This is a genomic window from Sphingomonas sp., assembly GCF_042091075.1.
Taxonomy (GTDB): domain Bacteria; phylum Pseudomonadota; class Alphaproteobacteria; order Sphingomonadales; family Sphingomonadaceae; genus Sphingomonas.
In genome coordinates this window covers 24165-48065 of record NZ_JBELIE010000004.1, presented here as the reverse complement: position 1 = coordinate 48065, position 23901 = coordinate 24165, and the positions used below count along the sequence as shown (strand labels likewise).

General features: G+C 67.6%; 24 protein-coding genes and 1 pseudogene. 13 read left to right on the top strand and 12 right to left on the bottom strand.

The annotated features are described in order from the left end of the window. Positions 1-977, bottom strand: a pseudogene (locus ACFDSW_RS01000) (lytic transglycosylase domain-containing protein); the annotation flags it as partial. Between the two features lie 108 nt (positions 978-1085). On the opposite strand from ACFDSW_RS01000, the gene dapA reads away from it, so the two are divergent. The 9 genes from dapA to ACFDSW_RS00955 all read left to right on the top strand — a co-directional run bounded on the left by dapA (position 1086) and on the right by ACFDSW_RS00955 (position 10820). Beyond that, positions 1086-1970, top strand: coding sequence for a 4-hydroxy-tetrahydrodipicolinate synthase (gene dapA / locus ACFDSW_RS00995; protein WP_375248401.1), 885 nt, complete (start codon positions 1086-1088; stop codon positions 1968-1970). A gap of 111 nt (positions 1971-2081) precedes the next feature. Next, positions 2082-2564, top strand: coding sequence for an SsrA-binding protein SmpB (smpB, locus tag ACFDSW_RS00990; RefSeq protein WP_375248400.1), 483 nt, complete (start codon positions 2082-2084; stop codon positions 2562-2564). A 16-nt stretch (positions 2565-2580) separates the two neighbouring features. Next, a complete protein-coding gene (locus ACFDSW_RS00985) occupies positions 2581-3111 on the top strand; it encodes a DUF2062 domain-containing protein (RefSeq protein ID WP_375248399.1) in 531 nt (176 codons plus the stop codon). 139 nt (positions 3112-3250) lie between these two features. Further along, the gene (locus ACFDSW_RS00980) at positions 3251-5677 is read left to right on the top strand and encodes an ATP-binding protein (RefSeq protein ID WP_375248398.1); all 2427 of its coding nucleotides are present in this window, start codon (positions 3251-3253) and stop codon (positions 5675-5677) included. A gap of 38 nt (positions 5678-5715) precedes the next feature. Beyond that, positions 5716-6063 carry a response regulator gene (locus ACFDSW_RS00975; protein WP_375248397.1) on the top strand — a complete coding sequence of 116 codons (348 nt, stop codon included), beginning with the start codon at positions 5716-5718 and terminating at the stop codon, positions 6061-6063. A gap of 120 nt (positions 6064-6183) precedes the next feature. Further along, positions 6184-7905, top strand: a complete 1722-nt coding sequence (ilvD, locus tag ACFDSW_RS00970; RefSeq protein ID WP_375248396.1) for a dihydroxy-acid dehydratase — start codon at positions 6184-6186, stop codon at positions 7903-7905. Beyond that, positions 7886-8284 (top strand): hypothetical protein, encoded by a 399-nt coding sequence (locus ACFDSW_RS00965; RefSeq protein WP_375248395.1) that lies wholly within the window; start codon positions 7886-7888, stop codon positions 8282-8284. The genes ilvD and ACFDSW_RS00965 overlap by 20 nt, the downstream gene beginning before the upstream one ends. Next, positions 8281-9654 (top strand): NAD(P)H-hydrate dehydratase, encoded by a 1374-nt coding sequence (locus ACFDSW_RS00960; protein WP_375248394.1) that lies wholly within the window; start codon positions 8281-8283, stop codon positions 9652-9654. The genes ACFDSW_RS00965 and ACFDSW_RS00960 overlap by 4 nt, the downstream gene beginning before the upstream one ends. Then, positions 9651-10820, top strand: a complete 1170-nt coding sequence (locus ACFDSW_RS00955; protein ID WP_375248393.1) for a class I SAM-dependent RNA methyltransferase — start codon at positions 9651-9653, stop codon at positions 10818-10820. Before ACFDSW_RS00960 ends, ACFDSW_RS00955 begins: the two co-directional genes overlap by 4 nt. 81 nt (positions 10821-10901) lie before the next feature. Here the strand turns inward: ACFDSW_RS00955 and truA are convergent, their stop codons facing one another. Together truA and fmt are read right to left on the bottom strand one after the other, a co-directional pair. Next, a complete protein-coding gene (gene truA / locus ACFDSW_RS00950; RefSeq protein ID WP_375248392.1) occupies positions 10902-11639 on the bottom strand; it encodes a tRNA pseudouridine(38-40) synthase TruA in 738 nt (245 codons plus the stop codon). After that, positions 11636-12544, bottom strand: a complete 909-nt coding sequence (gene fmt, locus ACFDSW_RS00945; RefSeq protein ID WP_375248391.1) for a methionyl-tRNA formyltransferase — start codon at positions 12542-12544, stop codon at positions 11636-11638. The genes truA and fmt overlap by 4 nt, the downstream gene beginning before the upstream one ends. A 53-nt stretch (positions 12545-12597) precedes the next feature. On the opposite strand from fmt, the gene recR reads away from it, so the two are divergent. From recR to ACFDSW_RS00930, 3 genes are all read left to right on the top strand, one after another. Beyond that, positions 12598-13194 carry a recombination mediator RecR gene (recR, locus tag ACFDSW_RS00940; RefSeq protein ID WP_375248390.1) on the top strand — a complete coding sequence of 199 codons (597 nt, stop codon included), beginning with the start codon at positions 12598-12600 and terminating at the stop codon, positions 13192-13194. A 51-nt stretch (positions 13195-13245) separates the two neighbouring features. Further along, complete coding sequence (def, locus tag ACFDSW_RS00935; RefSeq protein WP_375248389.1) at positions 13246-13782, top strand: peptide deformylase; 537 nt, start codon at positions 13246-13248, stop codon at positions 13780-13782. Positions 13783-13850: 68 nt separating this feature from the next. Next, positions 13851-15230 carry a DNA recombination protein RmuC gene (locus ACFDSW_RS00930; RefSeq protein ID WP_375248388.1) on the top strand — a complete coding sequence of 460 codons (1380 nt, stop codon included), beginning with the start codon at positions 13851-13853 and terminating at the stop codon, positions 15228-15230. Between the two features lie 163 nt (positions 15231-15393). Here the strand turns inward: ACFDSW_RS00930 and ACFDSW_RS00925 are convergent, their stop codons facing one another. The 7 genes from ACFDSW_RS00925 to ACFDSW_RS00895 are packed head-to-tail and all read right to left on the bottom strand — an operon-like array spanning position 15394 to position 20490. Further along, positions 15394-16194 carry a TrmH family RNA methyltransferase gene (locus ACFDSW_RS00925; protein ID WP_375248387.1) on the bottom strand — a complete coding sequence of 267 codons (801 nt, stop codon included), beginning with the start codon at positions 16192-16194 and terminating at the stop codon, positions 15394-15396. Between the two features lie 18 nt (positions 16195-16212). Beyond that, positions 16213-16482: an HPr family phosphocarrier protein gene (locus ACFDSW_RS00920; protein WP_375248386.1), complete on the bottom strand. Its 270-nt coding sequence runs from the start codon at positions 16480-16482 to the stop codon at positions 16213-16215. Further along, positions 16479-16886 carry a PTS sugar transporter subunit IIA gene (locus ACFDSW_RS00915; RefSeq protein ID WP_066488783.1) on the bottom strand — a complete coding sequence of 136 codons (408 nt, stop codon included), beginning with the start codon at positions 16884-16886 and terminating at the stop codon, positions 16479-16481. Before ACFDSW_RS00915 ends, ACFDSW_RS00920 begins: the two co-directional genes overlap by 4 nt. 29 nt (positions 16887-16915) lie before the next feature. Continuing rightward, positions 16916-17821: an RNase adapter RapZ gene (gene rapZ, locus ACFDSW_RS00910; protein WP_375248385.1), complete on the bottom strand. Its 906-nt coding sequence runs from the start codon at positions 17819-17821 to the stop codon at positions 16916-16918. Beyond that, the gene (locus tag ACFDSW_RS00905; RefSeq protein WP_375248384.1) at positions 17818-18246 is read right to left on the bottom strand and encodes an HPr kinase/phosphorylase; all 429 of its coding nucleotides are present in this window, start codon (positions 18244-18246) and stop codon (positions 17818-17820) included. Before ACFDSW_RS00905 ends, rapZ begins: the two co-directional genes overlap by 4 nt. Next, the gene (locus ACFDSW_RS00900; RefSeq protein WP_375248383.1) at positions 18243-19817 is read right to left on the bottom strand and encodes a stimulus-sensing domain-containing protein; all 1575 of its coding nucleotides are present in this window, start codon (positions 19815-19817) and stop codon (positions 18243-18245) included. Before ACFDSW_RS00900 ends, ACFDSW_RS00905 begins: the two co-directional genes overlap by 4 nt. Then, a complete protein-coding gene (locus ACFDSW_RS00895; protein ID WP_375248382.1) occupies positions 19786-20490 on the bottom strand; it encodes a response regulator transcription factor in 705 nt (234 codons plus the stop codon). Before ACFDSW_RS00895 ends, ACFDSW_RS00900 begins: the two co-directional genes overlap by 32 nt. Before the next feature lie 174 nt (positions 20491-20664). Between ACFDSW_RS00895 and ACFDSW_RS00890 the strand changes: the two genes are divergently transcribed. Then, a complete protein-coding gene (locus tag ACFDSW_RS00890; protein WP_375248381.1) occupies positions 20665-22272 on the top strand; it encodes a phosphoenolpyruvate carboxykinase in 1608 nt (535 codons plus the stop codon). Positions 22273-22373: 101 nt separating this feature from the next. Here the strand turns inward: ACFDSW_RS00890 and ACFDSW_RS00885 are convergent, their stop codons facing one another. Continuing rightward, on the bottom strand, positions 22374-22820 hold the full coding sequence (locus ACFDSW_RS00885; protein ID WP_375248380.1) for an NfeD family protein: 447 nt from the start codon (positions 22818-22820) through the stop codon (positions 22374-22376). Next, positions 22817-23815 carry an SPFH domain-containing protein gene (locus ACFDSW_RS00880; RefSeq protein WP_375248379.1) on the bottom strand — a complete coding sequence of 333 codons (999 nt, stop codon included), beginning with the start codon at positions 23813-23815 and terminating at the stop codon, positions 22817-22819. The genes ACFDSW_RS00885 and ACFDSW_RS00880 overlap by 4 nt, the downstream gene beginning before the upstream one ends. Positions 23816-23901: the final 86 nt, after the last annotated feature.

Sequence of the window (23901 nt, the reverse complement as noted above, 5' to 3'; positions counted from 1 at the left end):
ATCTTCAACGCAGCCTGGCCCGCCAGCCACGCGAGGCTGGTATAGTCGTCTCGTTCGCCATAGGGGCGCGTCGACACGTTGGTGCCGGGGGCATAGGCATCGTCCACCTGCCGCGCGATGTCATAGGCGGTCTGCCACTGATTGTCCGCCGCCGCGCCACGCGCGTTGACCAGCAACGCTTCGTAGAATTTCTCGACATTGCCGGGGAGTGCCATGCCGTTGCGGCTTCGCGCCAGCCAGCCGCGCGCGCTGGGGGAGGCGCCGCTGGCGCGCAGCCACAACGCCTTGTCGGCGATATAGCCGGGATCGCGCGCGCCGATCGCGTCCATCGCCGCCGCCCGCGCCGACGCATCGGGCGCGTTGCTGCGAAACGCCAGTCGCGCGGCGAACAACTGCTGCGCCGCCGGGCTGGTTATCGGCAGCAATCGTGCCGCCGCGGCGGTTGCCCCCTGCCACAGCAGCGCATCCATCCGGCGGTCATGATCGGCCGACGACAGCGCGCCCGCAAACTGGCCGAGGATCGTCGCCTCATCCTGTGGCGCCAGCGTGCCCAGCCGCCACGCGGCGCGCGCGGCATTGTCCGCCTCGGCGCGTGCGCCCGTCGCGGCGAAGGCGCGCGCGCAGGCGACCCGCCCGGCGCTCGTCAATGGCGTCCAGCGACGGCAGAAGGCGGCGACGCTGGCGGGCGCGATCGTGGGATCGGTCGCCGCCTTCCGTTCCGCGGTGCGGCGGATCGCCGCCTCTCCGGGCCAGCCGGGATGCGTGGTGATGAACGAGGCATAGCTGTCGAACGGCAGCGCGTCGGTCTGTTGCAGCACTTTCCATTGCGCGATCGGCTGCGCCAGATCGGTCAGCGGGGCGGTATAGGCCGGCGCGGAGCTGGGCGCTGGCACCGGGTTCGAAGGCGGGGCGACCGGGGCGCCATATTGCGATGCGACGAGGGCGATCGCGCCGGATGCTGCAACGAAAAGGATCAACGCACCTGCCTTCACTGACATACCTGTGGTGGACAGACTAGCGATGCTAGCCGTATCTGCGCTGAACGACAGCCCGCGCATACGGGTCCAGGGAGCGACACGCCTATCATGTTTTCCGGTTCCATTCCCGCGCTGGTGACTCCGTTCGACCCCGATGGTCGGTTCGTCGAGGCGGCCTATCGCGATCTGATCGAATGGCAGATCGCGGAGGGATCGTCCGCACTGGTACCGTGCGGCACGACGGGCGAGGCGGCGACGCTGACGAAGGATGAGCAATTCGCGATCGTGCGGGTGTGCGTCGATCAGGCGCGCGGTCGCGTGCCGGTGATCGCCGGCGCTGGATCGAACGATACGCGGGTCGCCGCCGCCAACCTGATCGCCGCGAAAGAGGCCGGGGCGGATGCCGCGCTGATGGTTCCGCCATACTATAACCGCCCGTCGCAGGAGGGGATTTTCCGCCATTTCGCGGCGCTCGCTCCTGATGCGCCGCTGCCGATCGTCCTGTACAACGTTCCCGCGCGCACCGTTACCGACATCCAGCCCGATACGCTGGTACGGATCGTCAAGGCGTTCCCGGAGGTATTCGTCGCGGTGAAGGATGCGTCGGGGGTATTGCAGCGCGTGTCGCAGCATCGCGCCGCACTGGGCGCGGAATTCTGTCAATTGTCGGGCAACGACGATCTGGCGCTGGGTTATAATGCGATGGGCGGGGTGGGGTGCATTTCGGTGTCCGCCAACGTCGCCCCACGGCTGTGCGCCGATTTCCAGGCGGCCTGCGCGGCTGGGGATCAGGCGACCGCGCTGGCACTGCACGACCGGCTCTTCGCGCTGCATGTCGCGCTTTTCACCGATGCGTCACCCGGCCCGGTAAAATATGCGATGACGAAGGTACGGCCCGGCTTCCCCGATGGCCTGCGCCTGCCGATGACCTGGCCGTCCGAGGCGAGCCGGGCGGCGGTGGACGCGGGGCTGGCGGCGGCAGGACTGATCTGAGGCGCCACGTCTCCGCGCGTCGTGAAAGGCATTCGCCACGACGCGCCGTCCTCGACCGTGTGTCGAAAGCCCCTTTGCCCCGCGCTCATCCTGCGCCTACATCGCATCGGTATGCCGCGTCCCAAACCCGCCACCTTCGACAAGAAAAAGATCGTCGCCGAAAATCGCCGTGCGCGGTTCGATTATGCGATCGATACCACCTATGAAGCCGGCATCGTGCTCACCGGCACCGAGGTGAAGAGCCTCCGCTTCGGCGAGGGGTCGATCGCGGAAAGCTATGCCGAAGTGTCCGGCGACGAGGTGTGGCTGGTCAATTCGAACATTCCGGAATTCAGCCACGGCAATCGCTTCAACCACGAACCGAAGCGTCCGCGTAAACTGCTGCTTCACGAGCGCGAGATAAACAAGCTGCACGGGGCGGTGGCGCGCGAGGGCATGACGCTGGTCCCGCTGACGGTCTATTTCAACGGGCAGGGGCGCGCGAAGGTTGAGCTGGCATTGGCCAAGGGGCGCAAGGCGCACGACAAACGCGAGCATATCAAGGAGCGCGACTGGAAACGCGAGGCTGGTCGCGTCCTGCGCGACCACGGGTGACATGGCGTCGCGACCGATGACCGGCTGGGAACGGATCGCGGCGTGGAGCCGCCGCAATCTGCCGACCCGCGAGTCGATGGAGAACAGCCGGCTGTTGCGCCCGGTGGCGCATCGCGTGCTCGCCCCCGAATTATGGCGTTTCACGCGCCGCTCGGTGCCGCGCGGCGTCGCGCTGGGGATGGTCGCGGGGATCCTGTTTCCGGTCGCGCAGATCGCGATCGCTGCGCTGATCGCGCTGCCGTTTCGCGCCAACGTGCCGGTCGCCGCACTGGTGACGTTCATCACCAATCCGTTCACGACGCCGTTCATTCTCTTCGCCGCCTATCAGATCGGGGCATGGCTGCTTCGCTCGAACGCGCCCGCGGTGGCGCAGCCGGTGACGGAGGCGGCGACCGGGTGGTTGCAGTGGATCTGGGACGCGGGACCGCCGCTGGTGCTGGGCCTGCTGATCCTGACCGCGGTGGCCTCCGCGCTGGGCTATGCCGCGGCGGCGCTGGGTTGGCGGCTGTGGATTGGCCGCAAGTGGCGGCATCGTCACCAGCGGTGACGACCACGATGCGCGTTCCGTTGGACGGGTTCCCTCCCCCGTCGCCGCGTTCTAGGATGCTCGCTTTCGGGCGAGGGGCTTATGGAAGTGATGGGTTTTATGCGTCCCCACCGTCCTGCCCCACGGCCGATCGGCTGACATGCCGTTCAGCGTGATCCGCGGCAGCGAAGGGCTGCGCAACGGCCGGCGGCTCGCCTGGGCGGCGGCGATCGTCGCGGGGGCCGCGACCGGCGGCCTGATCCTGTGGTTGCTGGCCGACGTCGCGATCGCGGCGGGGTTTGCCGGAGCCACCGTCATATTGCTGGCGGTGCTAATCATCGCTTTGTCGATCCGTCGGCCCGTGGCGATCGATACGACAGGCGATCATGACTGGGAGTTGATCCGCGCCACCGCGGAGGCGAGCGGCGACGGTGTCGCGGTGACCGACCGTACCGGGCGGCTGGTGTGCGCGAACGACCGCTATGAACAATTGTTCGCCGGCTTTCCGACGCCGCCGTCGTTGCCGCTGGCGGGGGACGGCGCGGGGCAGTTGGCGGTGGCCGGGCGGTCGGCGTGGCGCGACGGCAAGGCGCGTGCGACATTGCGCGGCGCGGCGGGGCCGATCGAGGCGATCATCAGCCGCGCCGGGCAGCAACAGGATATCCTGATCTGGCGCTTCGCCAGCGGTGCGGTGCCCGGCGGGCAGCCGACCCGGCTGGCGGACGCGATCGACGGCACGCTCGGTGTTCAGCTTGGCGCGGCGGGGGTGATGGCCGCGCTGGTGACCAATGACGGGCATGTGCTGGCGGCGAACGCGGTGTTGCGCACACGCGCCACCGGGATGACCGACGGGATGCTGGCGGGCGAGGATCTGGCGCGTTTCCTGGTCGAGGATCAGGGCGGCACGGTCCGTTTCGTCGCGGAAGGCAATGGCGCCAATCCGATGCGGCTGTTGCAGATCCCGCTGGGCGACGAACTCGATTCGCCGATCCTGATCGCGATGGTCGATACCGATCCGGGAATGAGCGGCGGCAACGAGATCGACGGCTTGCTGATGCTGATGCCGTTTGGGGTCGCGCTGGTCGATCGGGAAGGGCGATTCGTGCAGATGAATCAGGCCTTCGCGCGCGCCGCCGGGGTGGAGCTGGGTTCGCCGCCGGTCTATCCCGGTGACCTGGTCGTGCGGGAAGACAAAGCGGCGGTGGCGGATGCGGTGCGGCGGTTCGCCGGGGGTGCCGCGCGCTCGACCGACCTCGCGGTGCGGCTGAAGGATCACCCGGACGAGCCTGTCGCGCTGACCATAGCCGGCGCGCGCGGGCTGGGCGATGCGGCGGTATTGCTCAGCCTGAAGGACAATAACGAGGAGAACCGGCTGAAGCGCGAGGTGGCACAGGCGACCAAGATGCAGGCGGTCGGCCAGTTGGCGGGCGGCGTCGCGCATGATTTCAACAATATCCTGACGGCGATCATCGGCCATTGCGACCTGATGCTGATGCGCCACTCGCCGGGCGACAGCGACTATGACGATATTCAGCAGATCCGCGCCAATTCGAACCGTGCCGCCAGCCTGACCCGGCAGTTGCTCGCCTTCTCGCGGCAGCAGACGTTGCGCCCGCAGGTGCTGCAACTGCCCGATATCGTCTCGGAGGTGTCGAACCTGCTGCGCCGACTGATGGGTGAGACGGTGACGCTGGAGGTGAAGCATGGCCGCGATCTGGGGCCGGTACGCGCCGATCCGGGCCAGTTGGAGCAGGTCGTCGTCAATCTCGCGGTGAATGCGCGCGATGCGATGCTGGCGAAGGGCAATGGCACCAGCGCGGGCGGCGGCAAGCTGATCATCCAGACCCGCAGCGTCCCGATCGCGGAACTGCGCCGGCGCGGCAGCGACATCATGCCGCCGGGCGATTACACCGCGCTGGAGATCACCGACACGGGCACCGGCATCCCGCCCGACGTGCTGCCCAAGATCTTCGAGCCGTTCTTTACCACCAAGGAAGTCGGCAAGGGCACCGGGCTGGGCCTGTCGACCGTCTATGGCATCGTCAAACAGTCGGGCGGCTATATCTTTGCCGACTCCAAGCCGGGGCAGGGCGCCACGTTCACCATCTATCTGCCGGTCCATACAGCGGGCGCCGCCGATGTGATGCCGGCCGCCGCCCGCCCGGCACCGCGCCAGCGCGGCAGCGACCTGTGGGGCACCGGGACGATCCTGCTGGTGGAGGACGAGGATATGGTCCGGGCGGTGGCGGAGCGCGCCCTGACGCGACAGGGCTATACCGTCCTTGCGGCGGAGAATGGCGAGGTCGCGCTCGACCTGCTGGCCGGGGTGGAGCGCCCGACGCTGGTGATCTCCGACGTGATGATGCCGGTGATGGACGGCCCGTCGCTCGCGCGGCAGGTGCGTCGCGTGCATCCGGATATCCCGATCCTGTTCATGTCGGGCTATGCCGAGGAGCAACTGCGCAAGTCGATCGATCTCGACAATGTTGCCTTCCTGCCCAAACCCTTCTCGGTCCAGCAACTGGCGGAGGCGACGCGGGACGTGCTGGCGGCACAAGCGCATGAGGCCGCTTCGGTACGATCCTGATCATTTGCGCGCACCGTATTGCACGCTATGGCGGACGGATGACGATGCGTGTGCTTCTCGTCGAGGACGAGCCCCTGATCGCGATGATGCTGGAGGATTTCCTCGACGCGCTCGACAAACGGCACGCCGGCACGGCCGACAGCGTCGCCGCCGCGCTGCCGATGATCGCGGCGGGCGGGATCGACGCGGCGATCCTCGACGTCAACCTTCGCGCCGGTGAGAAGAGTTTCGCCGTCGCCGACGCGCTGGCGGCGAAGGGAATCCCGTTCGTCTTCGCCACCGGCGGAGGGGGGGACGAGATCGCCGCCGAGTATCGCGATCGTCCGCGCCTGAGCAAGCCGTTCACGATGGACGGAGTGGAAAAGGCGCTGGCCGACCTGACGTGAAGTGGGTGCCATCCGCTCGGCCGTCCCTACGCGGCGGCGGAGCGAAGTGGCGTTTGTTCGTCCACTGATCGCTAATATCCTTGCGCCACCCCGCCTCTTCGCGACATAGGCGTGCGCGTTATGACCCAGACCTTCGACAAGAACCGCCTGCCGAGCCGTCACGTGTCGGTGGGCCCCGAGCGCGCCCCGCATCGCAGCTATTATTATGCGATGGGGCTGACCGAGGAAGAGATTGCGCGGCCCTTCGTCGCGCTCGCCTCGGCGGGCAATGACAGCGCACCGTGCAACACGACGCTCGACGCACAGGCCGATGCCGCGCGGCGGGGGGTGGAGCAGGGCGGCGGCATGCCGCGGCGCTTCAACACGATCACCGTCACCGACGGGATCGCGATGGGGCATCAGGGCATGAAGGCCAGCCTCGTCAGCCGCGAGGTGATCGCGGATTCGGTCGAGCTGAGCGTGCGGGGGCATTGCTACGACGCGCTGGTCGGCTTCGCCGGCTGCGACAAGTCGCTGCCCGGCATGATGATGGCGATGCTGCGCCTGAACATCCCGTCGATCTTCGTCTATGGCGGGTCGATCCTGCCGGGGCGGTTCGAGGGGCGGGACGTGACCGTCAAGGATGTGTTCGAGGTGGTCGGGCGCTACGCCGCCGGCACCTGTCCGATCGATGAGGTGCATGCGCTGGAGCGTGTCGCCTGCCCCGGTCATGGTGCGTGCGGCGGGCAATATACCGCCAATACCATGGCCTGCGTCGGGGAGGCGATCGGCCTCAGCCTGCCGAACAGCAATATGGTGCCGGCGCCCTATACGACGCGCGAGCAGATCGCGGTCGCGGCCGGTGCGCAGGTGATGGAATTGCTGGCGAAGAACATCCGCCCGCGCGATATCTGCACGCGCGAGGCGTTCGAGAATGCTGCCCGAATCGTCGCGGCGACGGGCGGCTCGACCAATGGCGCGCTGCACCTGCCGGCCATGGCGAACGAGGCGGGGATCGCGTTTGATCTCTTCGATGTCGCCGACATCTTCAAGTCGACGCCGTATTGCGCCGATCTTCAGCCGGGCGGTCGATATGTCGCGAAGGACATGTACGAGGCGGGGGGCACGTACATGCTGATGAAGACGCTGCTGACCGAGGGCTTCCTGCACGGCAATTGCCTGACGGTGACCGGCAAGACGCTCGGCGAGAACATCGAGCAGGTCACCTGGAACCCCGATCAGAAGGTGATCTACGACGCGAAGACGCCGATCACGTCGACGGGCGGGGTGGTCGGCCTGCGCGGGTCGCTGGCGCCCGATGGGGCGATCGTCAAGGTCGCCGGCATGCATCGCCTGCAATTCGAAGGGCCGGCGCGATGCTTTGATTGCGAGGAGGATACGTTCGCGGCGGTGGAGGCACGCCAGATCCGCGAAGGCGAGGTGATCGTGATCCGCTATGAAGGGCCGAAGGGTGGCCCCGGCATGCGCGAGATGCTGTCCACCACCGCCGCGCTCTATGGCCTTGGCATGGGCGAAAAGGTCGCGCTGCTGACCGACGGGCGCTTCTCGGGCGCGACGCGCGGTTTCTGCATCGGCCATGTCGGCCCGGAGGCGGCCGATGGCGGGCCGATCGCGCTGGTCGAGGACGGCGATACGATCCGCATCGACGCGGAGGCCGGCACGATCGATCTGTTGGTTGACGAGGCGGTGCTGGCCGCGCGTCGCGCGCGCTGGCAGGCGCGACAAAACAATTATGGATCAGGCGCCTTGTGGCGCTATGCGCAGAATGTCGGACCGGCCTATCAGGGGGCGGTCACCCATCCTGGCGCATCAGCGGAGCGGCATGTCTACGCGGATATCTAACCTTCTGCTGCTGCTCGCGCTCGGCGCGTGTCAGGAACCGCGTACCGATACCAAGGTGCTGGCGAAGGTGGAGGCGGCGCAGGACGATGCCGCCGTCGAGGATGGGCGCGTCAAGTGCGCGCTCGCCGGGGCGGCGGCGTTCCGTCGGGTCTGCACCGTCGATCGCGAACAGGGGCCTGAGGGGCTGATCCTGACGATCCACCATCCCGACGGCGGCTTCCGCCGCTTGCTGGTCACCCGCGATGGCCGCGGGGTGGTCGCTGCCGATGGTGCGCAGTCGGCGACGGTGGCGATCGTCGACGCCAACGAAATCGAGGTGGCGGTGGGTAGCGACATCTATCGCCTGCCCGCCACGATACGCGGGGCGACCGGGGCATGATCGCGCTCGACGGCACGCCTGTGTTGACCGTCGCGCAGATGCGCGCGGCGGAGGAAACCGCCTTTGCTGCTGGCACGCGCCCGATGGCGCTGATGCGGCAGGCCGGCGCGGCGGTCGCGGTCGCGGTGGGGCGGCTCGCGGGTGCGAATGAGATCCTGGTGTTGTGCGGGCCGGGCAACAACGGTGGTGTTGGCTATGTCGCGGCCGCTCGGCTGGCGGCGATGGGCAAGAAGGTGCGCGTCGCGGCTTTGGCGGATCCCGACAGCGAGCAGGCGTTGGAAGCGCGAGCGGGCTGGGCCGGGCCGATCGAACCGCTGGCGGACGCACGGCCCGCGCCGGTGGTGGTCGACGCGCTGTTCGGCATCGGCCTGTCGCGTCCGCTGGCAGATGAGCATCTTGCCGCGCTGCGTCGCCTCGTGGCGGCGGCGATGCTGTCGATCGCGGTCGACGTGCCGAGTGGTGTCGGAACGGACGACGGCACGGTGCCGGGCGATCTGCCCCGCTTCGACGTGACGCTGGCGCTGGGCGCGGCCAAGCCCGCGCACGTCCTGCAACCCGCCGCTGCTTATGCCGGGGAGGTGCGATTGTTGCCGCTGGCGATCGATGTCGGGTCGGATGTCTCGATCCTGTCGGCCCCGCAGCTGTCGCCGCCCGCCGTCGATGCGCACAAATTCTCGCGCGGGATGGTGGCGGTGGTGCGCGGACGGATGACGGGTGCCGCGCAGCTGGCGGCGGAAGCCGCGATGCATGCAGGGGCGGGCTATGTCGCGCTGCTCGGCGCGACGATTCCTGAAGCGCCGCATGCGCTGGTCCGGCGGCGCTTCGATCCGGCGGCGCTGTCGGATTCGAGGATCGGCGCGCTGGTGGTCGGGCCGGGCCTTGGGCGTGATGATGCGATACGCGAGGTGCTGGCCGCCACGCTGGCGACCGATTGGCCGCTGGTGGTGGATGGCGATGCATTGCATCTGGTCAGCGCGGAGACGATCGCGGCGCGGCGCGCGATGACGATCCTAACCCCGCACGCCGGGGAGTTCGCCGCGATGTTCGGCGCGGTCGAAGGATCGAAGCTGGCCGCCACCCGGGCGGCGGCGCGGCGCAGCGGCGCCGTCGTCGTCCACAAGGGGCCCGATACGGTGATAGCCGCGCCTGACGGTCGGATCATCTGCGCGATGGCGGCGAGCAGCTGGTTGTCGACCGCTGGTTCCGGTGATGTGCTGGCTGGCGCGATCGCCGCGATGCTGGCGGGCGGCCGTGATGCGATCGACGCGGCCGCGGCGGGCGTATGGTTGCACGCGGCGGCGGCGCAATATCTGCGCGGGCCGTTCATCGCGGACGATCTCGCGCGGGCGCTGGCGGCGGTGCGGGCATGAGCGAGGTGATCCGCCTTGCCGCGCGAGGTGACGGCGTCACCGCGGATGAACGCCATATCGCGCTGTCCGCGCCGGGGGATCGCGTCGCGGACGATGGCACGATCACGCCGGGCCCGCATCACCGCACCCCGCCGTGCCGCCACTTCCCGGCCTGTGGCGGCTGCCAGTTGCAGCATCTCGACGATCCGAGCTGGGCGGATTTCATCGTCGAGCGCATCCGTTCCGGGCTGGAGGCGCAGGGTCTGGCGAGCACGATCCGCCCCCCGGCGCTGTCACCACCACGCACGCGGCGCCGCGCGACGCTGCATTTCGATCCCTCCGGGCGGCTCGGCTTCGCGGTGGAGAAAAGCCATCAGCTGATCGATGTGCAGGAATGCCATGTTCTCGCCCCCGAATTGTTTGCGCTGATACGGCCGCTGAAGCGCCTGTTGCTGGGGCTGCGTGCCAAGCGGCGGCTGGACGTGGCGATGACGCTGGCGGACCAGGGGGTCGATCTGCTGATCACCGGGGCCGCGCCGGAGGGGCTGGCCGCGCATGAGGCGCTGACCGCTTTCGCTCAGGAGCACCGCCTCGCGCGGATCGCATTCGATGCCGGCATGGGCGCGGAGACGCAATGGGAGCCCGACGCACTGACCATCACGCTGGGCGGTGTCGCGGTGCCGTTGCCGCCTGCCTCGTTCCTGCAAGCCACCCGCGAGGGGGAGGCCGCACTAGTGGCGGCGGTGCGTGAAGCGGTCGGCGAGGCGCCGACCGTGGCCGATCTGTTCGCCGGGCTGGGCACGTTCGCCCTGTCGCTGTCGTCGCGAGTCTATGCCGCCGAGGGCGCACGCGACGCGATTTTCGCGCTGAAGGCGGCGGCGGGGCGGGCGCAACGCCTCGTCTTCACCGAGCATCGCGATCTGTACCGGCGCCCGCTGACCACCGCCGAACTGGATCGGTTCGCGGCGATCGTCCTCGATCCACCACGCGCGGGCGCGCGGGAGCAAGCGGCGCAGCTGGCCGCGTCACGCACGCCGGTGATCGCTTATGTATCCTGCAATCCCAGCAGCTTCGCACGGGATGCGAAGATGTTGTGCGAGGGTGGCTATCGGCTCGATTGGGTTCAGCCGGTCGGGCAATTCCGCTGGTCGACGCATGTCGAGCTGGCCGGGCGGTTCGTGCGATAGGCCGGCGCGCGGGCACACGGACCGCGAATGTCCTCCCGTCCAGGGGAGAAGTGTCGCGGGCCGCTGAACGGCGCGCCGCCGTCAATATCGAGCGTCGGTGAAGTAGAGCCCGTCGGGCGGCGCGTTGAGCGCCAGCCGCTGGCGATCCGCCGCGTGCAAGGCGTCCGCCAGATCGTCGCTTGTCCAGCGACCGAGCCCGACCATCGCGAGGCATCCCACCATCGACCGCACCTGATGATGCAGGAACGAGCGCGCCGCGGTGGAGACGATCACCCGGTCCCCGTCGCGCTGCACATCGAGACGATCCAGCGTCTTCACCGGGCTGGCCGATTGGCAGTGGACCGAGCGGAAGGTGGTGAAATCATGCCGTCCGACGAGCAACTGCGCCGCTGCGTGCATCGCGTCCGCATCCAGCGGCTGCGGCACCTGCCACGCCAGCCCCCTCGCCAGGGTGAGCGGTGCCCGGCGGTTGACGATGCGATATTCATACGCCCGGCCAAGGCACGAAAAGCGCGCATGCCAGTCATCCGCCACCACCTCGCACGCCAGGATCGCCACCGGGGCGGGGCGCAGACGGGCGTTGAGCGCCTCCATCAGGCGGAAGGGCGCGATCGGGCGCGCGATGTCGAGATGCGCGCGCATCGCCAGCGCATGCACCCCCGCGTCGGTTCGCCCCGCGGCTTGGCACGAAACCTCCTCCTGCACGATCGATGCGGCGGCTTCTTCGATTGCCTGCTGTACGCTGGGGCCATGCGACTGCCGCTGCCAGCCCATGAAGGGGCGGCCGTCGAATTCCACCGTCAGCGCGAAGCGCGTCACAGGCGCGTGCCCGGCGCCACCGGCATGCCGCGCAGCAATTCGTCGGTGGTCACCACCCCCCGACCGGCGCGTTGTACCAGCGTCGGGCGGATCGCCGCGGCGTCGCCGCAGGCGATCGTCAGGTGGGTGTCGATCACCGTGCCGGGGGCACCGCCACCCTCCACCACCTCGGCGGCGAGGATGCGGCAGCGCTCGCCGCCGATCTCGATCCATGCTCCGGGTGCCGGATTGAAGGCACGGATCGCGCGTTCCAGCTGAGCGGCATCGTGCCGGAAATCGAGCCGCGCCTCCGCCTTGTCGATCTTCGCGGCATAGGTGACGCCGTCCTCCGGCTGCGGCACCGCCGGATGTGCGCTCAGATCGGCCAGCACCCGCACCATCGCTTGCGCCCCCAACTCGGCCAGTTCGCTCGTCAGTTCGCCCGCCGTCTTGTGGGCGATCGGAATACGCTCCTCGCGGCGTACCGGCCCGGTATCGAGCCCGCGTTCCATCTGCATGATGCCCACCCCGGTGTCGGCATCGCCGGCGAGGATGGCGCGCTGGATCGGTGCCGCCCCGCGCCAGCGCGGCAGCAGCGAGCCGTGGACGTTCAGGCAGCCGTGCCGCGGCGCATCCAGAATCGTCTGCGGCAGGATCAGGCCATAGGCCGCGACCACCGCCACGTCCGCCTCCAGCGCGGCGAAATCGCTTCGTGCCTCGTCCGCGCGAAACGACACCGGGGTATGGACGGGGATGCCGAACGCCTCGGCACGGCGATGGACGGGCGTGGCCACCAGATCGCGGCCACGCCGTCCGCCCGGCCGCGCCGGTTGGGTAAAGGCCGCCACCACCTCGTGCCCGGCCGCGACCAGCGCCTCGAGCGTGGGAACAGCGAAATCGGGCGTGCCCATGAAAATGATCCGCATGCCTGCGCTTCAACGCGCTGGCGGGCGGCGGCGCAACCCCCTATCTGTTCCTGATGGCATCCCCCGAAATCGAGGCGCTGACCAGCGCGCTGGCGCGGCTTCCCGGCTTCGGTCCGCGATCCGCACGCCGCGCGGTGCTGCACCTCGTCAAGAAGCGCGAGGCGGCGCTCGCCCCGTTGCGTTCGGCGCTGATGGCGGTGGAGGAGCGGCTGTCGACCTGCTCGATCTGCGGCAATGTCGACACCAGCGATCCCTGCGCGATCTGCGCCGACCCCCGGCGCGATGCGCGCGCATTGTGCGTGGTGGAGGATGTCAGCGATCTGTGGGCGCTCGAACGGTCGCGGCTGTTTCCGGGCCGTTTCCACGTCCTCGGCGGCCGCTTGTCGGCGCTGGAGGGCGTGCGACCGGACGATCTGGCGATCGATTCGCTGATCCGGCGGATCGACCAGGGCGGCATCGATGAGGTCGTTCTGGCGATGAACGCGACGCTGGAGGGGCAAACCACCGCGCATTATCTGGCGGAACGGCTGGAGCGCTTCCCGATCCGGCTGACGCAACTGGCGCATGGCCTGCCGGTCGGGGGCGAGCTGGATTATCTTGACGAGGGCACGCTGGCGCAGGCGCTGCGCGCGCGCCGTCCGGTGGGGTGAGGCGCGGTCCGCTTGCTTGACGGGCAGCGTCACGACACTTAGCTCGCGCCGATGGCCATTCTTCCAATCGTCGAAGTTCCCGACGCGCGATTGCGCGAAACCTGTGCGCCCGTTGATGCGATCACCGACGAGGTGCGCGGCATCGTCGCCGACATGTTCGAGACGATGTACGATGCGCGCGGGATCGGGCTTGCGGCGATCCAGGTCGGCATCATGCAACGGATCGTCGTCATCGACCTGCAGGATCGTGAGACCGAGGAGGAGGATCCCGCCCCGGAGGCGGTGCGTGCGCCGCACGCCTATATCAATCCGGCGATCACCTGGGTCAGCGACGAGCTGTCGACCTATAGCGAAGGCTGCCTCTCGATCCCCGAGCAATATGCCGAGGTGACACGCCCCGCACGGTGCCGCGTGACATGGCTCGATCTGGCGGGGGAGCGTCATGAAGCCGAATATGACGGCTTGATGGCGACGTGCATGCAGCATGAGATCGACCATCTCAACGGGGTGCTGTTCATCGACCATATCTCGCGGTTGAAGCGCGGCATGCTGATGAAGAAACTCGACAAGCTGCGCCGCGGGGGGTGAGCGCGACGCGCGGACCATCGGCCTGACGCATATTGCATGCGATGCCCCGTTCGATCTATGTTCCGGTGATGGCCGACATTTTCCTCTTTGCGTTGCTGGCGCTTGCCGCCGGACTGATCCTGGGCTGGTTGTTCGGTCGTCGGGAAGCGACGGGGTTCCGCGCGGAGCGTGATGCCCATGCCGAGCAGTTCAAGCGCGCGATCACCGACCTTGCCGCCGCCGAGGAGCGGGTGCGTCACGGCGACGCGCTTCGGCAGGAAGTGGCGGAGTTGCGGCAAGAGCGGGATGCGGCGCGGCTGGATGTCTCGCGGCTGATGGCCGAGGGGCGCGCCGCGGAACAGCGTATCGCCGATCTCAAAGCCGCCTCAGACGAGATGACGCTACGCTTTCGCGAGGTCGCGCATCAGACGCTGTCGGATGCGCAAAAGGCGTTTCTGGAGCGCGCCGATGCACGGCTGCGCCAGTCCGAGGAAAAGGCGGGGCAGGGCCTGAAGGCGCTGTTGCAGCCCGTCAATGATCGTCTGCAACGCTATGAGGAAGGCGTGGCGAAGATCGAGGCGGAGCGGCGCGACGCCTTCGGTCAGCTGCACGGCCAGATCGAAGCGATGCGCGTCGGGCAGGAGCGCGTCTCGGGGGAGGCCGCCAAACTGGTCAATGCGTTGCGCAATGCGCCCAAGGCGCGCGGGCGCTGGGGTGAACAGCAACTGCGCAACGTGCTCGAAAGCTGCGGTCTTGCCGAGCATACCGATTTTCGCATGGAAGTGTCGGTCGCGGCGGAGGATGGGGGGCGGTTGCGCCCCGATGCGATCGTCCATGTACCGGGTGGCAAGTCGCTGATCATCGATGCGAAGGTATCGCTCAACGCCTATCAGGACGCGTTCGGGGCGGTGGACGAAGGAGAGCGGCAGATCGGCCTGGCGGCGCATGCCCAATCGATGCGTAGCCATGTCAATGCGCTGGGCAATAAAGCCTATTGGACGCAATTTGACGATGCGCCTGAATATGTGGTGATGTTCGTGCCCGGCGAGCATTTCCTGTCCGCCGCGCTGGAGCATGATCCGTCGCTATGGGATTATGCCTTCGATCGCCGTGTCCTGCTGGCGACGCCGACCAATCTGATCGCGATCGCGCGCACCGTTTCGGCGGTGTGGCGGCAGGAGAAGCTGGCCCGTGAGGCGCAGGAGATCGGCGCGCTGGGCAAGGAATTGTATCAGCGACTGGCGGTGATGGGTGGGCATGTCGCCAGGCTGGGCAAGAATCTCGATACCGCGATGGGGGCCTATAACGCCTTCGTCGGCAGCCTCGAAAGCCAGGTGCTGACCAGCGCGCGCCGGTTCGAGACGCTCAATATCGATACGGGCAACAAGTCGATCGACACGCTGCCGGTCGGCGAACAGGCGGTGCGGCCGTTGACCAAGCTGTCAGTCGTGGAGGATGCGGCGGAATAGCGCGATGGTGGGTCGCCTGTAACCGACAGCGGCGAGCGGATCGATACACACACGCGCCCACACATATTCTGGCGACAACCGCTGAAGGCCGGGGGCGTTGGTGGTACTCCAGCGATGGCCTTTCGGGCGGTCGGTCCCCAGCCGCCACTGGGGTTCGATGGGATTACCCCTTGTGGCGTGCCAGCACCTCATAGGCCATCACCGCGGTCGCGACGGCGGCGTTAAGGCTGTCGGCCTTGCCGCGCATCGGCAATTTCACCAGCAGGTCGCACGCCGCCTCATAATGTTCGGGCAGGCCCTGCGCCTCGTTGCCGGTCAACAGGAAGGTCGGCGCGGTGTAAGGCGCGTCGCGATAGCCCTCCTCGGTCTGCAGGCTCAACCCGACCAATTGCCCCGGCCCCGAGCGCAGCCACGTGATGAACGGGTCCCATGGCGTGCGCACGATCGGCACCGTGAACAGCGCGCCCATGCTGGCGCGCACCGCCTCGGTGGAAAAGGGATCGACGCACTCATCGACCAGGATCAGCGCGCCGGCACCGACCGCGTCGCCGGTGCGCAGGATCGTGCCGAGATTGCCCGGATCGCGCAGCCGCTCGGCTACCAGCCACAAGGACGCACGGCGGCGATCGAGGTCGGCCAATTGCGCCTCGAAGGTGGCGAACACACCGACGACCGCCTGCGAATTGTCCTTCCCCGATAGTTTGGAGAGGATGTCGGGGGTGGTCTCGATCGCCTCGCCGCCATGATCCTCCACCGCGGTGACGAGCGCGCGTACCAGGGGATGCGCGGCGCTGGCGGCGGCGAAGAACAGAAAGCGCGGGATGCGGCCAGTCTCCCGCGCCTCGGTGAGGATCCGCAACCCCTCGGCAAGGAACAGCCCTTCCTCGCGACGATGGCGCTTGTCGCGCAGCGCCTGCACCCGTTTGACGAGCGGATTCGAATAAGCGGTGATCGTGCGGGGCATAGTCGAGCGTCGGGCGGATCACTCCTCCCCGAACTTGCCCTCCACCAGCGCACACATTGTCGCCACCACATCCTCGGCGGCGTCGCCCCGCGCGCTGATCGTGATCAAGTCGCCCTTGGCGGCGCCCAGCATCATCAGGCCCATGATCGACGTGCCCGTCACCTCCGACGCGCCCTTCGCCACCTGTACCGGGATCGGCTGGCTGGCGGCCAGCGTCACGAACTTGGCGCTCGCGCGCGCGTGCAATCCGCGACGGTTGGTTACCTCGACGGTCCGCGAGACGGTCAAGCCGCGGCCTCGCCGAGCACCTCGGACGCGACCGAGATATATTTGCGTCCCGCCTCGCGGGCGGCGGCCACCGCGGCGACGACGGTCATCGCCTTGCGTGCCGATTCAAGCCGGATCAGCATCGGCAGGTTGATCCCCGCAATCACCTCGACACGGCCACGTTCCATCAGCGAGATCGCGAGATTGGAGGGCGTCCCCCCGAACAGATCGGTCAGCACGATCACGCCGCGCCCGTCGTCCACCTCGGCGATCGCGCCGGCGATATCGGCGCGCCGCGCCTCCATATCGTCGTCAGGGCCGATCGCGACCGTCCGCACCTGCTTCTGCGGGCCGACGACATGCTCCATCGCGGTCACGAACTCGTCCGCAAGACGGCCGTGGGTGACAAGCACCAGACCGATCATGGGTCCGATCATAGCGTTAGAATTTCCGTTCATTGACCCTGCGGCCGTTCCTCGATCGCATCCTGCGCATGGCCCGGCAGGTCGCGGTGCGTAATGGTGGGGGAAAATCCGGCGTTACGCAACCGAAGACCGACACGTTCGGCGACATGAACCGAGTGGTGTTTCCCTCCGGTACAGCCGAAGGCGATCGTCACATAGGGTTTGCCCTCAGCATGATAGCGCGGCAGCAGCAACAGAAGCAGATCCTCGATCCGCGTCAGCGCCTCGTCATAGGCGGGGTCCGACGCGATATAGTCCGCCACCACGGCTTCCTTGCCGGTGCGCGCGCGCAAACCGGGTTCCCAATGCGGATTGCGCAGGAACCGCATGTCGAACACGAGGTCGACCGCGGTCGGCACCCCGCGCGAGAAGCCGAACGATTCGACGATCAGCGTCGTCGTGCCGCCGCTGTCGCGCTCGAAAGCGCGGCGAATGTCCTGCGCCAGCGCATTCGCCTTCAGCCGCGTGGTGTCGATCAGCCGGTCGGACCAGGAGCGCAGCGGCGCCAGCAAGGTGCGCTCCTGCGCGATTCCTTCACTCGCAGGCCGGTCCTCCGCCAGCGGGTGACGGCGCCGCGTTTCGGCATAACGCCGCGCCAGTTCGCGCCCCGAACAATCGAGAAACAGCACCTCGACGCTGACGCCGTCGATCGTGCGCAACTGCTCCACGCGGCGGATCAGCGCCTCCGGGTCGAAATCGCGCGTGCGCGCACCGACCCCAAAGGCGATCGGCCGCATCGCGTGCTGCGACGGCTGTGCGTCGGGCCCGAGAACCACCCGCGACAGCAGGGACAATGGGATATTGTCGACGGTTTCCCACCCCAGGTCCTCGAGCGTCTTGAGCACGGTGGTCTTCCCCGCACCCGCCATCCCGGTCACGAGCAGCACTTCGGTCATGCGTGCGGTTCCTTCAGGTGGGTCAGCGCCCATTCCACCTTGATCGGGGCGCTGGGCCAGCGTGGGTCGATGGTGATCTCGGGCACATCGATCCCCACCAGCGTCAGTATGCGCGCATCGGGCATGCGTTCGTTCTCGACGCCGAGCACCACCGACAGCGCGACGGGGGCGATCACGCGATAGGGCCAGTCGACGATGCCGACGCCGCGCACCTCCATCCGGCCGGCGATCGTCGCCGGTGCCCCGGCGGCGAGTTGTGCGCCGTCGCGGGTGATGATCGTATAATCGTCAGCCACCAGTTCCGCGCCGCGATCGATCAGCCGCAACGCGAGATCGGATTTGCCCGCCCCCGATTCGCCACGCAGCAGCACCGCGCATCCACGGATCGCCACCGTCGTCGCATGGATCGTCACCGCGTCGTTCATACCGCATCCTGCACCGCCAGCGGTAAACGGACCACGAAGCGCGCGCCGCTCAAACGATCCTCGCGCGCCTCGACCACGATCTCGCCCTGATGCGCCTCGACGATCGTCCGCGCGATCGCAAGGCCGAGCCCGGAATGCTGCCCGAACTGCTCCTCCGTGGGACGAACCGAATGAAACCGGCGAAAGATCGCTTCATGCGCCTCAAGCGGTACGCCGGGCCCTTCATCCTCCACCCGCACCTCCAGAGAGCCAGATACGCGGCGCGCGGCGATCGTCACCAGCCCCCCGTCGGGCGAGAAGGAGATCGCATTATCGAGCAGATTGGCGAACACGCGCTCCAGCCGAGAACCTTCGCCGAGCGCCCATAAACGGTGGGGATCGCTGGCATCGAAATGCAGGCGAACCCCGTTCGGCAGGCCGCGCTCATGGCGTTCGTCGACCATCGCCCCGATCATCGCCTCGACATCGACCGGCTCGAACGTCGCGCGGCTAAGTTGCGCGTCGAGCCGCGATGCATCGGAAATGTCGCTGATCAGCCGGTCAAGGCGGTGGACGTCATCCTTGACGATCGCGAACAGCCGCTGCCGCAGGTCGGGGTCCGCCACCCGTTCCAGCCCGTCCACCGCGGAGCGAAGCGAGGCGAGGGGGTTCTTCAGTTCGTGGGTCACGTCGGCGGCGAATGCCTCGGTCGCGTCGATGCGCGCGCGCAATGCGAGACTCATGTCGGACAGCGCGCGGGCGAGCATGCCGATCTCGTCGCGGCGCGCTGGCAGGCGCGGCACCACCACCTCGCGCGCGCGGCCGAGGCGCACCCGCACGGCGGCACGCGCCAGTCGCCGTAGTGGCCCCACGATCGTCCGGGCGAGGAACAGCGACAAGGCGATCGAAATCACCGCCGCCACCAGCACGACGACGCTCAGGCGGAACCGCTCCTGCCGCACCCGCTCCGTGACGTCGCGCGCGTTGACCGTCGACATCAGCGCCAGGCCGGGGGCGAGTGGCGCGGCGGCGGTGATCACCGGGGTCCGATCGGGCGCGCGCCAGACCGTCACCGACGTGGCGCCGCGCCGCTGGGCCTGCGCGACATCGGGCCAGTCGCGGCCATCGCGTCGCTCGCGATAACCGGGGGCAAGCGGGGCGCGCACGATCGTGTCGATCGCGGCGTCCAGCCAACGCGCACTTCGTCGGCTCAGCCCGTCGTTATCGGGATAGCGCAGCCGGAAATTGGCGACGCCCAGCGATCGGCTGTCCGCCAGCAGCGCGCCCGCGCGATCGTAAAGGCGCAGCCGCGTGCCGGTATCGCGCGCCATTCGCGCGATCAGCGCCGCGCGCTGGCTGGCATCCGCCGCCGCCAGCGCCTCCGCCATCAGCCGCGCCTCGCGTTGGGCCTGGTCGGCGCGCGTGTCGAGGATACGGGTACGAAACGAATCGAGGTAGAAGAATCCTCCCGCCAGCAGCAACAGCGCCATAATATTGACGGCCAGGATCCGCGGCGTGAGCGAGACCCGGCCCGACCATCGGATCGCCGGCTCGACCGCGTCACTCCTCGGAGAAGCGATAACCGGCGCCATACAGGGTCTCGATCGAGTCGAAGGACGGGTCGACCTCTCGGAATTTGCGTCGCACGCGCTTGATATGAGAGTCGATGGTGCGATCGTCGACGTAGATGTCGTCCTGATAGGCCGCGTCCATCAACTGATTGCGCGTCTTGACGATGCCGGGGCGCTGCGCGAGCGTTTCGAGGATCAGGAATTCGGTGACGGTCAGCGTCACCGCTTCGCCGCCCCAGGTGACGCGATGGCGCGCCGGATCCATCACCAGCCGCCCGCGTTCGATCGGCCCCTGGGTTTCGATCTCCCCGGCGTCGCTGGCGCTCGCGATGTCCGTCCGGCGCAGGATCGCGCGGATCCGGGCGATCAGCAGCCGTGGGCTGAACGGCTTGGCGATATAATCGTCCGCGCCCATCGCCAGCCCGAGCGCCTCGTCCAGCTCGTCGTCCTTGCTGGTCAGGAAGATGACCGGCATCTGGCTTTTCTCGCGGACGCGGCGCAGCAGTTCCAGCCCGTCCATCTTGGGCATCTTGATATCGAAGATCGCCAGATCCGGCGGATTGTCGGTCAGCGCCTTCAGCGCGGTTTCGCCATCCGAATAGACGCGCGTCAGGAACCCTTCGGCCTGTAACTGGATCGATACCGAGGTGAGGATGTTGCGATCGTCGTCGACCAGCGCGATCGTGGCAGTCATCGTTGCTTCCGTCGGATCATGGCGACCCTTGCGGTAGTCCAAAGCTGGCACATGCTCAATGGCGCGCCTGCGTCACGCCGTGTTTAACATGTTTGACGGCAGGTTTACCGCCCTGTAATCCCGAAAAACGGATGCCGCCCGGCAGGGCGAAGGACAGAGGAAGAGGACGGACCATTGAGCGATCGAATTCCGCACGCCGGTCTCGCGGCGATGGGCATCGAAACCCGCGCTACGCTGCACTGGAATCTGGTGACCGCCCGGCTGGTCGAAGCCGCCGTCGCGCGTGGCGAGGGGAAGCTGTCGGCGGATGGCCCGCTGGTCGTCGAGACCGGCGACCACACCGGCCGGTCGGCGCAGGACAAGTTTACCGTCCGTGATGCCGAAACCGAATCGACGGTATGGTGGGGCAAGTCCAACAAGCCGATGGACCCGGCACATTTCGCCACGTTGAAGGCGGATTTCATGACCGCGCTGCACGACAAGGCGGACCTTTATGTGCAGGATCTCTTCGGCGGCTCGCAGCCGGAGCATCGCGTCCGCGTCCGCGTAATCAACGAACTGGCGTGGCACAATCTGTTCATCCGCACGATGCTGGTGCGGCCGGAAGAGCATGAGCTGAAGGGCTTTGCTCCCGATTATACGATCATCGACCTGCCCAGCTTCCGCGCCGATCCCGCGCGCCACGGCTGCCGCAGCCAGACCGTGATCGCGGTGAATTTGACCGAGAAGCTGATCCTGATCGGCGGCACCCGTTATGCCGGCGAGATGAAGAAGTCGGTGTTCGGTATCCTCAACTATCTGCTGCCGACCACGGGCGTGATGCCGATGCACTGTTCCGCCAACATGGGCGAAGACGGGCGCACCGCGGTGTTCTTCGGCCTGTCTGGCACAGGCAAGACGACGCTCTCGGCCGATCCGAAGCGCACGTTGATCGGCGACGACGAACATGGTTGGTCGGACGATGCGGTGTTCAACTTCGAGGGCGGCTGCTACGCCAAGATGATCCGCCTGTCGGCGGACGCCGAGCCGGAGATCTTCGCTACCACCAAGCGTTTCGGGACCGTGCTGGAAAACGTCGTCATGGACGAAGTGACCCGCCAGCTCGACCTCGACGACAACAGCCTCGCGGAGAATAGCCGCGGCGCCTATCCGATCGACTTCATCCCCAACACGTCCGACGAGAATATGGGCGGTACGCCCAGCAACATCGTGATGCTGACCGCCGACGCCTATGGCGTGCTGCCGCCGATCGCGAAGCTGACGCCGGATCAGGCGATGTACCACTTCCTGTCGGGCTATACCGCGCGCGTTGCCGGCACCGAAATCGGCGTGACCGACCCGGATGCGACCTTCTCGACCTGCTTCGGCGCGCCGTTCATGCCGCGTCATCCGTCGGTCTATGGCAATCTGCTCAAGGAGCGGATCGCCAAGGGTGGCGTCGATTGCTGGCTGGTCAACACCGGCTGGACCGGCGGCAAATATGGCGTCGGCCATCGTATGCCGATCAAGGCGACCCGCGCGCTGCTCGACGCCGCGCTCGACGGCAGCCTGAACAATGTCGACTTCCGCACCGATCCCAATTTCGGCTGCAAGGTGCCGGTGGCGGTGCCGGGTGTCGACGGTGCGATCCTCGATCCGCGCGAAACCTGGGCGAACAAGGCCGATTACGACGCCACTGCGGCGCGCCTCGTCGACCTGTTCAATGACAATTTCGCGCAATTCGCGGATCACGTCGATCCCGGCGTGCGCGACGCCGCCCCCAAGGCGGCGGCCGTCGCATAACGTTCAGGGTGCGGGGCGGCTTATCCGGCCGCCCCCACCTCGTTTATCAGTCCGCCACGCGGAACCGGGGGCCGTGGGCAAGTCCGGCGTGACGGCTAATGCTAGGCTGGCGTCACCGTCACCACGCCGTCTGCCACCGCGACGATCGTGACGATCGTGCCTGCGGGCAGTTCGGGTCCTCGCGCTGGCCAGCTGCCGTCGCCAATGGTCACCCGCCCGACGCCATGTTCGATGGCGGTTGCCAATCGCGCCGTCGTGCCGATCATGGCGCTTGCGCGGTCGTTGAGCCGATGGTCATCGCCGGTGACGGGAAAGTCGCGATACCAGCGCCGCCCGATCGCGACGACCACCGCGCTCCAGATCGCGAAGCCGAGGAACTGGAGTGGCACGGGTAGATCGCCGATCGCCACGGTCATCGCGGCGACGATTCCCGCCGCGATCGCAAGGAAGATCAGGAAGACGCCCGGCACCAGCAATTCCGCGATCGCCAGTGCCAGCGCGGCGATCAGCCATGCGCCTGCGGCGCCACCGATCAGATCGAGCGTCACCGGTCCTCCCGCGGCGGGGTATCGAGTTCGAACGGCCCGCGTCGTTCGCGGGGCGCGGGGGGCACGGGCGGGCTGGGGGCGTCAGACTTGCCGATCACGTCCCGGGCCAGCTCGCCGATGCCGCCCAGCGTGCCCATCAACTGGGTCGCCTCGACGGGGAACAGGATCGTCTTGGCATTGGGGCTGGTCGCGAACTTGCCGATCGCCTCGACGTATTTTTGCGCGACGAAATAGTTGATCGCCTTCGTTCCGCCGCGTGCGATCGCCTCGCTGACGACCTGCGTGGCCTTCGCTTCCGCCTCGGCGGCGCGCTCGCGTGCCTCGGCATCACGATAGGCCGATTCGCGGCGCCCCTCCGCCTCCAGGATGCGTGCCTGCTTCTGCCCTTCGGCGCGCAGGATCTCCGACGCGCGCGATCCCTCTGCGTCAAGGATATTGGCACGCTTCTCGCGCTCCGCCTTCATCTGCCGCGCCATCGCATTGACGATGTCCTGTGGCGGGCGGATGTCCTTGATCTCGACGCGGGTGATCTTGACGCCCCATGGCGTGGTCGCGTGATCGACGACGTTGAGCAGCCGGGCATTGATCTCGTCGCGCTTCGACAGCGTCTCGTCGAGGTCCATCGACCCCATCACGGTGCGCAGATTCGTGGTCACCAGATTGAGCAGCGCGACATACAGGTCGCTGACCTCATAGGCCGCCTTGGGCGCGTCGAGCACCTGGAAAAACACCACCCCGTCGGTGGAGATCATCGCATTATCCTTGGTGATGATCTCCTGTCCGGGGATGTCGATCACCTGCTCCATCATGTTCACGCGACGCCCGACGCGGTAGAAGAAGGCCGGGTAGAAATTGAAGCCCGGCGACGCGGTCCCGGTGTAACGACCGAAATGTTCGATCGTATATTGATAGCCTTGGCGGACGATCTTGATGCTGGACATCAGGTAGAAGATCACCAGCAGCAGAAACAGCCCAGCGATGATGGTCAGGCCCATTGCGCAATCCCCCTTCTCTCGGCGCAGCGATCCACCGCCCCTCGCTCCCGCGCGCACTATAGCGGTGTCGCACGCCGGGGCCTAGC